General features: G+C 68.2%; 7 protein-coding genes. All 7 read right to left on the bottom strand.

Annotation, left to right across the window (positions count from 1 at the left end):
- Positions 1 to 61: 61 nt before the first annotated feature.
- On the bottom strand, positions 62 to 2,020 hold the full coding sequence (locus Pla133_RS08535; RefSeq protein WP_145064495.1) for a trypsin-like peptidase domain-containing protein: 1,959 nt from the start codon (positions 2,018 to 2,020) through the stop codon (positions 62 to 64).
- Between the two features lie 514 nt (positions 2,021 to 2,534).
- Complete coding sequence (locus Pla133_RS08530) at positions 2,535 to 4,511, bottom strand: trypsin-like serine peptidase (protein ID WP_145064494.1); 1,977 nt, start codon at positions 4,509 to 4,511, stop codon at positions 2,535 to 2,537.
- A gap of 314 nt (positions 4,512 to 4,825) precedes the next feature.
- Complete coding sequence (locus Pla133_RS08525) at positions 4,826 to 6,796, bottom strand: trypsin-like serine peptidase (protein WP_145064493.1); 1,971 nt, start codon at positions 6,794 to 6,796, stop codon at positions 4,826 to 4,828.
- Positions 6,797 to 7,190: 394 nt separating this feature from the next.
- A complete protein-coding gene (locus Pla133_RS08520) occupies positions 7,191 to 9,167 on the bottom strand; it encodes a trypsin-like peptidase domain-containing protein (protein WP_145064492.1) in 1,977 nt (658 codons plus the stop codon).
- A 271-nt stretch (positions 9,168 to 9,438) separates the two neighbouring features.
- Complete coding sequence (locus Pla133_RS08515) at positions 9,439 to 11,415, bottom strand: trypsin-like peptidase domain-containing protein (protein WP_145064491.1); 1,977 nt, start codon at positions 11,413 to 11,415, stop codon at positions 9,439 to 9,441.
- A gap of 160 nt (positions 11,416 to 11,575) precedes the next feature.
- A complete protein-coding gene (locus Pla133_RS08510; RefSeq protein WP_145064490.1) occupies positions 11,576 to 13,549 on the bottom strand; it encodes a trypsin-like serine peptidase in 1,974 nt (657 codons plus the stop codon).
- Between the two features lie 626 nt (positions 13,550 to 14,175).
- Positions 14,176 to 15,522: a tetratricopeptide repeat protein gene (locus tag Pla133_RS08505; RefSeq protein ID WP_145064489.1), complete on the bottom strand. Its 1,347-nt coding sequence runs from the start codon at positions 15,520 to 15,522 to the stop codon at positions 14,176 to 14,178.
- Between the last annotated feature and the right edge of the window lie 120 nt (positions 15,523 to 15,642).

The raw sequence follows: 15,642 nt of genomic DNA, 5'->3' as shown, positions 1-15,642 counted from the left end.
TTGCGATGGAGGGGCCATGGTCTCGCAGCGCCGCCTGATCAGGCGGCAGGCTTCGGCGCGATCAGAACAGGACCACGCCGGTCTCGATGTTCGAGGCCGTCAGGGGGAAGGTCGGGAAGATCGCGCTGAGGTTGGCGGCCTGGAAGTAGACCGTCGTGCCGGCCGGCAGGGGCAGGTTGACCTCGGTCTTGGCGTAGCCCAGCAGCGGATCGACGGTGAAGATGCCGATGATCACCAGCTGCAGGCCGTTGTTGCCGATCCCGAGGTTGACGACCCCGGGGAAGGCCGACGGCACGTTGCTCAGCGAACCCGTCAGGTAGACCGTCTCGAGCGGGAAGCCGCCCATGTAGATCTCGGCCGGGCTGGTGCTGGTAAGGAACGCGGGGCTCGAGTTCACCAGGTCGATCGTGGGGACCAGCGCGAAGGAGCTACCGAGGTTGATGCTGTCGTCCAGCAGGCCCTCGACCACGTTGATCACGTAGGTCCCGACCTTGTAGGGCGGGTAGAGCGTGACGGTGATCGTGGTGTCGTTCACGATCGCGTAGTCGCTCGCCGGGAGGGGCGTGCCATCGACCTCGACCGCCGTCGCTCCATCGAAGCCCGTGCCCGTGAGGGTCGCGACCACGGGAGAGTTGGGGCTCACCGTCTGGATCGATGTGGGCGAGATCGAGTCGACCGTCGGGAAGGAGCCGGGGCCACCACCGAAGGGATCGAGTCCGGCGATCGCCGTCGCCCCGGTCCCCAGGGGATCCAGGTACTGGGCCACGTTGGCGTTGCTCCAGAACACGTTCAGCCGCCCGAAGTAGGTCGTGGCGACGCAGGTGCCACCCGGCCCGCCGGACAGGGCGCCGATCGCCCGACCGTTGTTGTCGAAGAGTGGGCCGCCCGAGGAACCGCCCTGGCTCTCACCCACGTTCCAGAAGCAGCGCCAGACCGAGACGTTCCCGATGCCCTGGAAGTTGGCCGTGGTCTTGGTCGCCCCGTTGTTGTCGACGCAGATCTTCTTGGGACCACCGGCGGGGTGGTTCATCGACATGGCGAAGGTCGGGTTGGTGCTCGTGTTCCGCCAGCCCGCGTAGAAGGGCAGGTAGTTGTTCGGAATCGAGTTGTTGATCCGCAAGAGGCGCCCGTCCGAGCTCTGGTGGTTGACCAGGTTGGTGGCGCCGGAGACGTTCTGGTTCGTCGGCGCGCTCCCGCCGTTGCAGTTGGCCGTCTGGTAGTTGAAGCGGAAGACGGTGTTGCTGCCCTGGTTGCAGTGCCAGGCGGTGTAGACGTACGGGGTCCCGTCACCCGCGGTGTTGTTGACCAGGGCGCCGGAGCACAGCCCGCCATTGGAAAGGGTGCGGACCGTGGCGCGCTTCTGCTGCTCCCAGGCATCGCCTTCGGAGCAGTTGACGTTGACGGTACAGGAGCCTCCCGCGCCGCTGCCACCCGCCTGAGCGGCCTGAGCGTCGAGCTCGGCCTCCAGGTTGAAGACATTGCGGTAGTCGTAGATCACCGTGCCCAGGGACAGGCGCGCGCCGTCTTCGACGCCGGTCGGCTGCACGTACTCGAAGATCACGCTGTCGCCGGGGAAGGGCGCGAAGGCGATCTGCTCGTGGGGCTGGTTGTTGATCGAGGTGAAGGCCCCGAAGACCGTCTCGAGGGTGTCGTCGTAGAGGTAGATCTCGGCGCCGTCGGGCAGCCAGAAGTCGTCGAACTCGAGGCCAATCGACTTGGCGCCAGGGCTGTAGACCTTGAAACGCCAGACCATGGTTCCGTCCGCCAACTCGTCCCAGACGCCGTTGTCGGCCGGGTTGATCGAGACCGGCATCAGGGCCCCGTAGCGCAGGGGCAGGGGCGGCCGCACCTCGTCGTCGGCCAGGTAGGCGCCCACGTCGGGCGGCTGGACGAACTCGATCGGGACCCCGTCGGTTCGCAGGTCTTGGAGGACGGCCATCGGAGAGCCTTCGCTCTCGATCTGGGCCGCCGCGGGGGCGGCCAAGAGGGCACTGACGAGGATCCAGGATTGGCTACGCATGAAATGGGCTGACTGGGTCGTGGCGATGGGGATCAGCGGAGAGAGTTGTTCTGGACCGATCGGGGCGCCGGCGTGCCCCCGGCGGGGGCGGCTCCAGGGCCGAGCGATCGGTCCGACGGCGTCGGACGGTCCAACCTGGCCCCGCCAGCGGCGGCCAGGAAGGCGATCCGGGGGGGAGCCGTCTCGCTCCTCAGGCACGGCTTGGACGGTACCGGGCCCCCGAGAGTCGCGCCCGAATCGGTGGAATCCTGAATACTAGGCCCGGATTGGGGGCCAGGTAGGTGTCGATTCCGTCACCTACCCGTCAAACGCCCCTCGAGGCCCGCTCAGTGGGTTGCAGGTACGAAAATGGGCCCCGCCCCCTGGAGGGGGCGGGGCCCGATAGAAGTCGGTCGGTTGCGCAGGGGTGGGACTCCCTCGGGGCCGGGCTCAGGCGGGCGGCCTCGAAGCGAAGGCCCGGTGAACCCAGTCCCCGAGAGTCCGACCCGGGGAACCGACTCGGGCAGAAGCGGCCCTAGAAGAGGACCGTGCCCGACTCGATGTTGCTCATGGTCAGGGGCAGGCTCGGGAGGACGGCACTCAGCACGCCCGACTGGAAGTAGAGCTTGGTCCCGGTGGGAATTCCGGTGAACGGCCCCTCGACCTTGGCATAGCCGGTGGCCGGGTTGACCGTGAAGACCCCGAGGCCGAACAGGTTGGTCAGGTTGTTGCCGATCCCCGCGCTGAAGATCCCGGGCACCGTCGACGGAATCAGGCTGGTCGACAACAGCAGGAAGTGCGAGTCACCCGGGAAGCCGCCCATGTAGATCTCGAGCGGGAAGGCCGAGAGCAGGAAGTTCGGGTCCGAGCTGACCAGGTCGATGGTCGGGGTGGTGTTGAACGTGACCGAGAGGTCGATGTTGTCGCTCTGCGTGCCCTCGATCGCCTTGATGTTGATCGTGCCCGCGTTGTAAGGCGGCTGCAGAGTGACCACGAGGGTCGTGTCGTTGGGCACCGAGAACTCCGGCGGGAAGGCCGAGAGCGGAACGCCGTTGACCTCGACCGAGGTGATGTCCTCGAAGCCCGTACCCGTCAGGGTCACGGAGACCGGCGAGGTCGGGTTGACCGCCGTGATGAACGTCGGGGAGATGCTGGTGATGTCGGGGAAGGTTCCGCCGCCGCCACCGGGGTTGTTCGGATCGAACCCGTCGATAGCCGTCGCGCCACTACCCAGGGGATCCAGGTACTGGGCGATGTTGACGTTGTTCCAGAAGTCGTAGAGGCGCGCGTAGAAACCCTCGGCCTGGCAGGTCCCTGCGGGACCGCCACTGAGGGTGCCGCGGACGCGGTCGTTCTGGTCGAACAGGGGGCTACCGGAGCTGCCGCCCTCGGTCGTTCCGGGGCTGAAGACGACGCGCCAGGACGGCACGACACCGATGCCGCCGATGTTCACGTTCGCCTTGGTGGCGCCGTTGCCGTCGATCGCGATCTGCTTCGGCCCACCGCCGGGGTGGTGCATCGACATGGCGAAGGACGGATTCGTCGTCGAGCGGCTCCAGCCCGCGTAGAAGGGGTTGTAGCTGGCCGGGATGTTGTTGTTGATCCGCATGATCCGGCCGTCGGAGGCCTGGTTCGAGACCAACTGGGTCGCGCCCGAGACCTGCTGTCCCGTGGGCGCCGAGCCGCCGGTGCAGTTCGCCGTCTGGTAGTTGAAGCGGAACACGGTGTTGCTGCTCTGACCGCAGTGCCAGGCGCTCAGCACGTAGCGCGTCTGATCGCCCGCGGTGTTGTTGACCAGCACGGCCGAGCACAGGCCACCACCCGAGAGGGTGCGGACCACCGAGCGCTTCTGCAGCGGGAAGGGGTCGCCCTCTGGGCAGTTGACGTTCACGTCGCAGGCGCCGGCGCCGATCCCCTGGCCCTCGTTCTCGAGGATCAGCTCGGCCTCCAGGGCGAACAGGTCCATGTAGTCGTAGATCACCGTGCCCAGCTCCAGGCGCGGGCGAGCATCGACGTCCGCCGGCTGCACGTACTCGAAGATCACGCTATCACCCGGGAAGGGCGCGAACTGGATCTGGTCGTGGGGCTGGTTGTTGATCGACGTGTAGGCGCCGTGGACCTGCTCCAGCGTGTCGTCGTAGAGGAAGATCTCGGCACCCTCCGGGATCCAGTAGTCGCTGAACTCGAGACCGATCGACTTGGCGCCGGGGCTGTAGACCTTGAAGCGCCAGACCATCGAGCCGTCGGAGAGTTGATCCCACACGCCGTTCTCGGCGGGGTTGATGTCGACCGGCAACAGCGCGCCGTAGCGCAGGGGTCCGGGCTCGGTGCGGGTCGCGTCCTCGGCCTTCAGAAAGCCCACGTCAGGGGGTTGGACGAACTCGATCGGCACGGCGTCGGTGCGCAGGTCCGCGAGCAGCGCGGCCGGCGACCCGGGGGACTCGATCTGGGCCAGGGCGAGACTGGGCGACGCCGCGAGGGCGAGGCCGATGCCAAGCGTGAGCTTTCGCATGGGGCTGATTGGGTTTGGGTTGGGAGGGCTGGGCGCGATAGCCCCGCACTCGCGCGGACGGTTCAGCGGCCGCCTCGGGAAGAGCGAGGTCACCGGCGCATTCTCGCAGAACACCGACTGAATACGTGGTGCAGATCTTGACGCGACCGAACTCCTCGAGTGGTAACGGACTTGTTAGGTCTCAACTCGTGTTCGGGACCGTGCCCGTCGCGCCGCAACGGATCGTGCGGCCCGGCTGTCCCCAGGGTCGCCGTTGGCCGCGACCCCTGCGGCTCCACCCGGTTCGGGCCCTCTTCGTGACAGTGCCCCCCCACTCAGAACAAGACGGTCCCGCTCTCCACGTTCGACATCGCCAGGGGCAGGGTGGGCGCGACCGCGGCCAGCACCGCGGCTTGGAAGTAGAGCTTGGTCCCCGTGGGCAGTCCGGCGATCGGGATCTCGACCTTCGCGTAGCCCGACGCGCCGCTGACGAGGAAGTTGTTGACCAGGAACAGGTCGGCGAAGCCGTTGCCGATGGAGGCTTCGAACAGGCCCGGAAGACTGGTCGGCACCAGACTGGTCGAGACCAGCAGGAAGACCGCGTCGTTCGGCTGGGCGCCCATGTAGATCTCCAGGGGGAAGGCGGAGATCAGGAAGTTCGGATCGGAGCTGACCAGGTCGATCGTCGGCTCGCCGTTGAGGTCCACGGGCAGGTCGACTTCCGCCGTCAACGCCCCCTCGATGACCTTGATGTGCTTGGAGCCCAGGTCGAAGGGCGGCTTCAAGGTGACGATCAAGGTCGAGTTGTCGGGGACCGAGAACTCCGGCGGGAAGGCACTGAGGGGGACTCCGTCCACTTCGACCGAGGTCACGCCCTCGAAGCCGGTTCCCGACAGGGTCACGGCGACGGGCGAGTCGGCCTCGACCGCCTGGATCGAGGCCGGCGAGAGTGAGTCGATCTTCGGATCCGTCCCCGGCGGTCCACCGCGGGGATTGTCGGGGTCGAAGCCGTCGATCGCGGTCAGACCCGTCCCGGTCGGGTCCAGCCAGGGACTCAGGTCGACGTTGTCCCAGAAGGTGTAGAGCCGGCCGAAGTAGGCCTCGACCGGACAGGCCACGTTCGGACCGCCGCTGAGGAAGCCGCGGTGGCGCCCACCCTGGTCGAACAGGGGCCCACCCGAACTACCGTCCTGGAAGCCACCGGAGAAGACGCAGCGCCAGGACGGCACGTTCCCGATCCCGATGATGAAGAGCGTCGTCTTGGTCGCTCCGTCGGCGTCGATCGACAGCTTCTTGACCCCGCCGCCTGGGTGGTGCATCGACAGCCCGAGGCTCGGGTTCGTCGTCGACCGACTCCAGCCCGAGAAGTACGGCGCGTAGCTCGCCGGAATGGCCGTGCTGATCCGCAGCAAGCGTCCGTCGGACGGGTTGTCGCTGGCGAGCACCGTGCAGCCCGCGAGCTCCTGGGTCTCGGGGAGCGCGCCACTGCCACAGCCGTCGAGCTGGTAGTTGAAACGAAAGACGGTGTTCGCGCCCTGACCACAGTGCCAAGCCGTGAGGACGTAGCCGGCACCGTCCTGGGCGGTGGTGTTGAGCAGGGCACCGGAGCACAGTCCTCCCCCGGAGAGGGTCCGCACCGTGGCGCGCTTCTGCAGTTCGAAGGGGTCGCCCTCGGGGCAATCGACGTCGATCAGGCAAGCGCCATCGCCCGAGCCACCGGTCGGCGTCGCCCCGGCGAGTTGCGTCTCCAGGGCGAACAGGTCCCGGTAGTCGTAGATCACCGTGCCCAGCTCGAGGCGCGCGGTCGTCCGGACGTCGGGCGGCTGCAGGTACTCGAAGACGACCCGATCCCCCGGGAACGGCGCCAACTGGATCTGCCCGTGGGGCTGGTTGTTGATCGACGTGAAGGCCCCGTGGACGACCTCGAGCGACTCATCGTAGAGGTGGACCTGCGCCCCGTCCGGGAGCCAGAACTCCCGGAACTCCAGCCCGATCGACTTGGCGCCGGGGCTGAAGAGCAACAGCCTCCAGACCAAGCTGCCGTCCGGCAGTCGGTCCCAAACACCGTGGGTCGTGGGATCGATCGAGACGTCGAGCAGCGCGCCGTAGCGCAGGGGCCCGGCGGCAGTCCGCGCCGCGTCCTGCGCCAGGTAGGCGGAAACGTCCGGCGGCTGGACGAACTGGATCGGGACCTGATCCGGCGTCAGGCCGGCGAAGATCGCCGCGGGCAGTCCCTCGGACTCGAGTTGGGCCGAGGCCAGACCTTGGCCTGCCAACAGGGCGAAGAGGAGCGTGGTCGAACGCATGGGCGGTGGCGGTGGACCGAAGTGCGCGGGGAAGGGCGGAGCTTGCGCCGGGGCCGCTCCAGCATGCCTCAGCCGGCCGGACTTCGCCTGAACCGGGAACGGGCTGCCCCTGAACGGGACCGCCCCCGCGCCGTTTCCCAACGGCGCGGGGGCGGAACATCGGTCAGCCCCGCTTGCGCCGCCGGCTCGGAGCTGGGTCCCAGCCCGCTTCGGTCACCAGGATTCGTGTCCAGTGGGTCCAACTCGTCCGCTGGCGGTGCCTTGCGGACCGAGTCCCCGCAGTCGGGGCTTCACGCCCCGACCGCGACGGGTCGGTCTGCAAGGTGCCGTCAGCGGGCGAGAGGCGGCCGCAGATCGCTGTTTGGGCGTGCTGGGCGCGGATCCTGGTGACCGGCTAGAACAACACCGTCCCCGACTCCACGTTGGACATCGAGAGCGGCAGGCTCGGCAGGACCGCGCTGATCACTCCAGCCTGGAAGTACAGCTTGGTCCCGGTCGGCAGCCCGGAGATCGGGATCTCCGACTTGGCGTAGCCGGTGGCCGGGTTGATCACGAAGTTGTTCACCAGGAACAGGTTCGTGAGGTTGTTGCCGATCGAGGCGCTGAAGATCCCCGGCAGGGTCGACGGCACCAGGCTCGTCGACACCAGGAGGAAGGCCAGGTCGTTCGGGAACGAGCCCATGTAGACCTCGAGCGGGAAGGCTGAGATCAGGAAGCTCGGGTCCGAGCTCACCAGGTCGATGGTCGGCGTCAAGTTGAACGTGACCGGCACGACAACCTCGTCGCTCAGCGCACCCTCGATGACCTTGATCGTCTTGGTGCCGACGTTGTACGGCGGCTGCAGGGTGACCACGATCGTCGAGTTGCTCGGGACCGAGAACTCCGGCGGGAAGGCACTCAGCGGCACACCGTCGACCTCGACCGAGGTCACGCCCTCGAAGCCGTCACCGGTCAGGGTGATCGTCACCGGCGAAGTCGGGTTGACCGCGGCGATGGTCGTCGGGGCGATCGAATCGATCTGCGGCACGGTGCCGCCGGGCCCGCCACCCGGGTTGGCCGGGTCGAAGGCGTTGACCGACGTCAGGCCAGTGCCCGTGGGATCCAGGTACTGGGCCACGTTGACGTTGGCCCAGAAGCTGTAGAGCCGACCATAGGACGTCGACTGGGGGCACGAGACCCCCAAGTTGGCGCCGCTCAAGTCGCCGATCACCTGACCGTTCTGATTGAACAAGGGCCCCCCGGAGCTACCACCCTGGACACCGCCGACGAAGTTGCAGTTCCAGGCCAGCACGTTGCCGATGCCGCCGATCGGAACGGTCGCCTTGGTGGCCCCGTTGCCGTCGATGGAGATCTTCTTCACACCGCCGCTGGGGTGGTGCATCGACATGCAGAAGCTCGGGTTCTGGGTCGAGCGGCTCCAACCCGCGAAGATCGCGTTGTAGCTGGCCGGGATGTTGTTGTTGATCCGCATCAGCCGGCCGTCCGCCGACTGATCGTTGACCAGGTTGGTGCCACCCGAGACCTGTTGGCCCGTGGGCGCGCCACCCGTGCCGCAGCCGGATGTCTGGTAGTTGAAGCGGAAGACCGTGTTGCTGCTCTGTCCGCAGTGCCAGGCCGTGAGCACGTAGCGCGTGCCGTCCTGGGAGGTGTTGTTGATCAGCGCGCCCGAGCAGAGACCGCCGCCCGAGAGGGTCCGCACGGTGGCCCGCTTCTGCAGGTCGTAGGGGTCGCCCTCGGGGCAGTTGACGTCGATCAGACAGCTGCCCGCCCCACTGCCGCCGACGAGACCGCCCGTGGCGTCCAGGCCGGCCTCCAGCGCGAAGAGGTCGCGGTAGTCGTAGATCACCGTGCCCAGCTCGAGCCGCGCCTGGCCCTCGACGCCCGCCGGCTGCACGTACTCGAAGATCACGCTGTCACCCGGGAAGGGCGCGAACTGGATCTGGTCGTGGGGCTGGTTGTTGATCGACGTGTAGGCCCCGTGCACCCGCTCGAGGGTGTCGCCGTAGAGGTAGATCTGCGCCCCGTCGGGAATCCAGTACTCGCTGAACTCGAGCCCGATGGACTTGGCCCCCGGGCTGTAGACCTTGAAGCGCCAGACCTGGGTCCCGTCGGCCAACTCGTCCCAGACCCCGTTGTCGAAGGGGTTGATCGAGACTTCGAGCAGCGCGCCGTAGCGCAGGGGGCCAGCCTCGGTGCGCGCGGCGTCCTCCGCCAGGTAGGCACCCACGTCCGGCGGCTGGACGAACTCGATCGGCACCAGCTCCGTGCGCAGGTTGTCGGTGAGGGCGCAGGGCGTGCCGTCGGACTCGATCTGGGCCAGGGCCAGGGAAGGGGTCGCCGCGAGGGCGAGAACGAACGGAAGCGATCGCATGGTCGATGGTCGGGTTGGATGGTCCTTCGCGGCACGGCCACACGTGCGCCGTAGGGGGAGCGGAGGGACGACAGGGTCTCGCACTACTTCTGACCGTCGAGAGCCCGAACGGGAGCCGTGGAAATGGCCAAATGCGTTTGGGTTCCCGAATGAGTCGGCCCCCGCGACATCCGAGGACGCCACGGGGGCCATGATTGCGATCGACCGAAGCCCGGCTGGCTCCGTCGATCGAGACGCGCGCTGGAGCGCTACCGCTCCAGGACAGCGCGCCCTAGAACAGAACCGTCCCCGACTCCACGTTGGACATGGAGAGCGGGAGGCTCGGCAGGACCGCGCTGAGCACCCCAGCCTGGAAGTACAGCTTGGTGCCCGTCGGCAGCCCGGAGATCGGGATCTCCGACTTGGCGTAACCGGTGGCCGGGTTGATCACGAAGTTGTTGACCAGGAACAGGTTCGAGAGGTTGTTGCCGATCGAGGCGCTGAAGATCCCCGGCAAGGTCGAGGGCACCAGGCTCGTCGACACCAGCAAGAAGGCCAGATCGTTCGGGAACGAGCCCATGTAGACCTCCAGCGGGAAGGCCGAGATCAGGAAGCTCGGGTCCGAGTTCACCAGGTCGATGGTCGGCGTCAAGTTGAACGTGACCGGCACGACCACCTCGTCGCTCAGCGCGCCCTCGATGACCTTGATCGTCTTGCTGCCAACGTTGTAGGGCGGCTGCAGGGTCACCACGATCGTCGAGTTGTTCGGGACCGTGAACTCCGGCGGAAAAGCGCCCAGCGGAACGCCGTCGACCTCGACCGAAGTCACGCCGTCGAAGCCGTCACCGGTCAGGGTGATCGTCACCGGCGAGGTCGGGTTGACCGCAGCGATGGTCGTCGGCGAGATCGAGTCGATCTGCGGGGTCGTGCCGCCGCCGCCACCGCCACCGGGGTTGTTCGGGTCGAAGCCGTCGAAGCTGGTGGGATTCACACCAGCCGGGTCGAGCCACTGGGCCAGGTTGTTGGCGCTGTAGAACTTGTCGAAGCGACCGAACCAGGCCACCTGCCCGGGGCAGCTGTAGGTGTTCACGCAGCAGGCCGTGCCGCGCACCTGTCCGTTCTGGTCGAACAGCGGGCCACCCGAGGCGCCGGGGGGCGTGTAGCCCTCGTCCCAGTCGACGAACCAGGCCGAATTCGGCGCGCCGAGCGTGCCCTTGGTGGCACCGCTGTTGTCGTAGGCGATGCGCTTCACGCCACCACCCGGGTGCCCCATCCAGAAGGCGTAGGTCGGGTTCTGGGTCGTTCGCGTCCAGCCGTTGTAGTACGGGTCGTAACTCGACGGGATCGCGTTGTTGATTCGCAGGAAGCGGTTGTCGTAGGTCGAGGTGCTGGTCAGCACCGTGCAACCGGAGACGTTCTGACCCGTCGGCGCGCTGCCGGTGTTGCAGCCCGACTTCTGGTAGTTGAAGCGGAAGGTCGTGTTGCTGCTCTGGCCGCAGTGGTTGGCGGTGTAGACGTAGCCGGTCTCGTCGTCGTTGGTGTTGTTCAGCAACACGGCCGAGCACAGGGCGCCGCCCGAGAGGGTGCGCACGGTGGCGCGCTTCTGCAGCTCCCAGTTGTCGCCCACCGGGCAGTTCACGTCGACATCGCCGCAGCCGCTACCGATGCCCCACTGCTCCAGCTGAGCGTCGGAGATGTTCAGCACATCGCGGTAGTCGTAGACCACGTAGCCCAGACTCAGCTCGGGCGTGCCCATCACGCCCGGCTTCTGCTGGTACTCGAAGATCACATGATCGCCGGGGAAGGGCTCGAACAGCAGTTCTTCGTTGGGCTGGTTGTTGATGGCCCCGTAGGCACCCAGGACGGTCTCCAGGGTGTCGTCGTACATGAAGACCTGCGCGCCCTCGGGCAGCACGAAGTCGTCGAACTCGAGGCCGATCGAGTAGGCCCCGGGGCTGTAGATCCGGAAGCGCCAGATCAGGGTGCCGTCGGGCAGCTCGTCGTAGATGCCGGCCTGATCCGCGGTCAGGTCCATCGGCACCATGGCCCCGTAGCGCAGGGGCTTGTACCCGTTGAGCTCGTCCTCGAGCTTGAGGTTCTCGACCTGCGGGGGCTGCACGAACTCGGTCGGCACCATTTCGGTGCGCAGATCGGCCCAGATCGCGGCGGGGCTGCCCGCCTCCTTGATCTGCGCGTTGGCCGTGGCGGCCGTGGCGGCCGCAGCCATGGCGGCGAGGCCGGCGATACGAGCGGTTTGGTTCAACTGCATCGGGCGTGGGGGTTCGGGTCGGATGGGGAGGTCCCTTGCCGGACCTCGGGGGGTTCGGGTGGCCGCCTGTCGCGCCAATCAGCGTCGTGCGTCAGCCACCAGAGAACGGGATCGGGCGCTCCACCGTAGCGAAGCGCCCGAGGATCGTGCGGAGCGATACCTAGAAGAGGACGGTACCGGACTCCACGTTGGACATGTTGAGCGGCAGGCTCGGCAGGACCGAGCTGAGCACCCCGGCCTGGAAGTACAACTTCGTGCCCGTCGGCAGGCCGGAGATCGGAATGTCGACCTTGGCGTAGCCGGTGGCCGGGTTGATCACGAAGTTGTTCACCAGGAACAGGTTCGTGAGGTTGTTACCGATCGAGGCGCTGAAGATCCCGGGCAGGGTCGACGGCACCAGGCTCGTCGACACCAGGAGGAAAGCCAGGTCGTTCGGGAACGAGCCCATGTAGACCTCCAGCGGGAAGGCCGAGATCAGGAAGCTCGGGTCCGAGTTCACCAGGTCGATGGTCGGCGTCAAGTTGAACGTGACCGGCACGACCACCTCGTCGCTCAGCGCACCCTCGATAACCTTGATCGTCTTGGTGCCGACGTTGTACGGCGGCTGCAGGGTGACCACGAGCGTCGAGTTGTTCGGGACCGAGAACTCCGGCGGGAAAGCGCTCAGCGGAACGCCGTCGACCTCGACCGAAGTCACGCCGTCGAAGCCGTCACCGGTCAGGGTGATCGTCACCGGCGAGGTCGGGTTGACCGCTGCGATGGTCGCCGGCGAGATCGAGTCGATCTGCGGGGTGGTACCGCCCGGGCCTCCGCCGGGGTTGTTCGGATCGAAGCCGTCGATCGACGTCACACCCAGGCCGAGGGGGTCGAGCCAGGTGTCGATGTTGGTGTTGCTCCAGAACGTGTAGAAGCGCCCGTAGTAGTCGATCATCGGGCAGTTCCCGCCGGGGCCGCCGGTCAGCCCCCCGCGCAGTTGCCCGTTCTGGTCGAACAGAGGCCCGCCCGAGCTCCCGCCCAGGGTGTCACCGACGTTCCAGTTGCAGTTCCAGGCCTGGACCGTGCCGATGCCCTGGAAGCCGACCGAGACCTTGGTGGCGCCGTTGTTGTCGATCGAGATCTTCTTCACACCACCGCTGGGGTGGTGCATCGACATGGCGAAGGTCGGGTTCTGGGTCGTGCGGTTCCAGCCGGCGAAGTACGGGTTGTAGTTCGACGGGATGTTGCTGTTGATCCGCAGCAGGCGACCGTCGGAGCTCTGGTAGCTGGCGAGGTTCGTCGCGCCGGACACGTTCTGCCCGGTGGGCGCGCTGCCGCCGCTGCAGCCCGAGGTCTGGTAGTTGAAGCGGAAGACGGTGTTGCTGCCCTGACCGCAGTGCCAGGCGGTGAGGACCAACTGCTCGCCGTCGAAAGCGGTGTTGTTGATCAGCGCGCCCGAGCACAGGGAGCCGCCGGAGAGGGTGCGAACCGTGGCGCGCTTCTGCAGCTCGTAGGGGTCGCCCTCGGGGCAGTTGACGTTGACCAGGCAGCTACCGGCCCCGGTGCCGCCGCCGCTGCCGTCGTCGAGCTGGTTCTCGAGCTCGAACAGGCCGCGGTAGTCGTAGATCACCGTGCCCAGGTGCAACTTGGCCATCTCCCGCGCACCCGCCGGGTGCACGTACTCGAAGATCACGCTCTCGCCCGGGAAGGGCTCGAACTGGATCTGCTCGTGGGGCTGGTTGTTGACCGACGTGTAGGAGCCGAAGACGGTCTCGAGGGTGTCGTCGTAGAGGTTGATCTGGCCGCCCTCGGGCAGCCAGAACTCGTCGAACTCGAGGCCGATCGACTTGGCGCCCGGCGAGAGCACCTTGAAGCGCCAGGCCCAGTCGCCGTTCTCGAGCTGGTCCCAGACGCCGTCGTTGGCCCAGGCCACGTCGACGTCCATCAGCGCGCCGTAGCGCAGCGGGAACGGCCCGCGAACCTCGTCTTCGGCCAGGTAGGCCCCCACGTCGGGGGGCTGGACGAAGACCGTCGGAACCTCGGCCGTCGGCAGTCCGTAGGCGACCGCCGCGGCGGCTCCCTCGGACTTGATCTGAGCGGAAGCCAGGCTGCTGGAGAGCGCCAGGGCGACGAGAGCGCTGATGCGGGCGTCGAGCATGTGTTCGATCGGGTCGGTTGGCCGAATCCGAAGGAGTCGAGAATCTGGCGCGCCGGCGCCGTATCTCCCCCCGCGGGGTGGCTCGTTGGGCAGTGGCCCGTTTGGCAGTAGGTCGTGACCTGTGGTCGCACGACCGCCCCATCTCGAGAGCCTCCGATCAACGCTATCCCGCCCTGGAAAGGGAGGTCGACCCGCGAACCGAAGTAGGTCCGGGGGCTTGGTCTGATCGGTGGATCGAGCGGGCTTGATGCGCCGCGGAGGCGCTCATGGGCCCGGGGGAGTCCGGGCCGCGGGGGAACGACAGCGTAGTGACCCGGCGGGGCGTCCCCAGGTTCCCTCCGGACTCGGCTCACTGGCCCGGATGGCAAAAGTTTCCCCCATTCGCAGCGGTCAGGTCGGCCCGAGAGGCAAATGGCGGGGAGTTCTGCCCGCGGACCCTCGAGACGAGGCCCCACCGGAGCAGCCCTCCGGGCGGCGTGGCCCCCACGGTCCGGGCGTCGGCCCCGCGAATCTCGGCCCCGCGATTCTCGGCCGCCGGTGACCGGTCCTCGAGATGCGGCCGCCGGATGTCAACCGGGCGAAGCTCCGCGGCCCGCAGGGGGCCGCCGAGGTTCACCCACCGGGGCTCATTCGTCCGCGGCCTCGATCTCGACCAGCAGCGCGCGGGTGCTCGCGGCCCATTCCCCCTCAGGCTCCTCGGCCAGGTAGCCCGTCAGGGTGTCGCGGGCCAGGTCCGGGCGGCCGGCCTTGCGCCAGGCCTGGGCGGCGTTCTCGTGCAGGGGCACCGCGGGCCGCGGCGAGCCCTCCGGGAGGGTGCGGACCCGCGCCGCCGCCGACTCCCAGGCCAGGGCGGCCTCGCGGTAGTCCCCCCGGTCCCACTCGAGCTGGGCCAGGCGGTGGAAGGCTTCGATCGCCTCGGGGTCCAGGCGGCGGGCGTAGAGGTACTCCCCCTCGGCCTCGGCCAGCTTCTCGGCGCGCATGGCGCGCAGCTCTTCATCAGCCCCCTCGACGTCGAGCAGTCGAGCGGCCTTCTGCGCCTCACGCCCGCGGTCGATCGCCGACTGGGCCTCGCGACGCAGCACGGTCGCGCCGAAGCCCAACTGGGCCTCGGTGGCGCCCAACTCCCGCGCGCGCAACAGATGCGCCAACTGCCGCGCCAGGTCGCGCTCCACCATCGCCGCGGTGGCCGCGTGGGTCAGTAGCTCGCGCAGGTCGTCGACGCTGACCTCGCCCTCCTCGAAGAGCGCCTCCATCAGGACCACAGCCGGTTCGAAGTCCCCCTTGCCCTCGAGCACGTCGGCCAGGGTCACGCGCGCGTCGGCGTCCCCGGGCCGCAGCTCCAGGGCCCCCCGCGCCAGGGCCTCGGCCCGGGGCAGATCGGGCTGCTGCAGGGCGATCCGAGCCACGAGCGTGCGCGCCGTGGCCAGGGGCTCGGTGCAGAAGGGCAGGTTCGGGTCCGCGCGGCGCGCCTCCTCGAGCAGCTGTAGGCCCGACTGGGCACCGCCGGGGGTAGCGATGCCGACGATCCCCAGGGCGCGGATCAACGCCGGCGTGCGCCCCACCACCGCCTGGCCGCGATCGACCTCGTCCTGGGCCGCCTGCAGCCGGCCGAGACCCGCATACAGCTCGGCAGCCGCCGCGAAGGGCCGCCCGTCGCCGGGCCAGTCGGTCTTGGCCGCCTCGAGCACGCGCAGGGCCCCGAGCACGTCGCCCTCGAGCACCAAGAGCCGCGCCTCCAGGGTCGGGCCCTCGGCCCCGAGCCGCGGCGCGACCTGGTCGTAGAGGGTCCGCGCCGCCCCGGTCTGGCCCTGTTCCAGGGCCGTGCGCAGGGCCGCGGCGCGCGGGTCGTCGGAACGCTCGACGCGAGTCGGCGCGGAGTTCCCCGCGCCGCGCGCCTCCCCACCATCACAGGCGGCGAGCAGCAGTCCGAGGGTCACGACGGTGGCGAGGGCGATGGGTCGGCGGCCGAACATGGGCGAACATTCTGCGCCCGGTCCGCTGGCCCGCGGGCGCCTTTCTTGCGCCGCCGCCAACGGAAACGAGGCGACGCCCGACCTCCCGTGGGTGGCCGGTCGTCGCCTCGCGCGTCGCCG

It is taken from the genome of Engelhardtia mirabilis (genome assembly GCF_007748095.1).
In the GTDB taxonomy this organism is placed as follows: Bacteria; Planctomycetota; UBA1135; order UBA1135.
The sequence above is the reverse complement of the archived record's forward strand: the minus strand, read 5'-3'. Positions and strand labels throughout refer to the sequence as shown.

Bases quoted from the DNA above. Each gene is read 5' to 3' on its own strand.
- Pla133_RS08535 (WP_145064495.1), bottom strand. From the start codon at position 2,020: ATGCGTAGCCAATCCTGGATCCTCGTCAGTGCCCTCTTGGCCGCCCCC.
- Pla133_RS08530 (WP_145064494.1), bottom strand. From the start codon at position 4,511: ATGCGAAAGCTCACGCTTGGCATCGGCCTCGCCCTCGCGGCGTCGCCC.
- Pla133_RS08525 (WP_145064493.1), bottom strand. From the start codon at position 6,796: ATGCGTTCGACCACGCTCCTCTTCGCCCTGTTGGCAGGCCAAGGTCTG.
- Pla133_RS08520 (WP_145064492.1), bottom strand. From the start codon at position 9,167: ATGCGATCGCTTCCGTTCGTTCTCGCCCTCGCGGCGACCCCTTCCCTG.
- Pla133_RS08515 (WP_145064491.1), bottom strand. From the start codon at position 11,415: ATGCAGTTGAACCAAACCGCTCGTATCGCCGGCCTCGCCGCCATGGCT.
- Pla133_RS08510 (WP_145064490.1), bottom strand. From the start codon at position 13,549: ATGCTCGACGCCCGCATCAGCGCTCTCGTCGCCCTGGCGCTCTCCAGC.
- Pla133_RS08505 (WP_145064489.1), bottom strand. From the start codon at position 15,522: ATGTTCGGCCGCCGACCCATCGCCCTCGCCACCGTCGTGACCCTCGGA.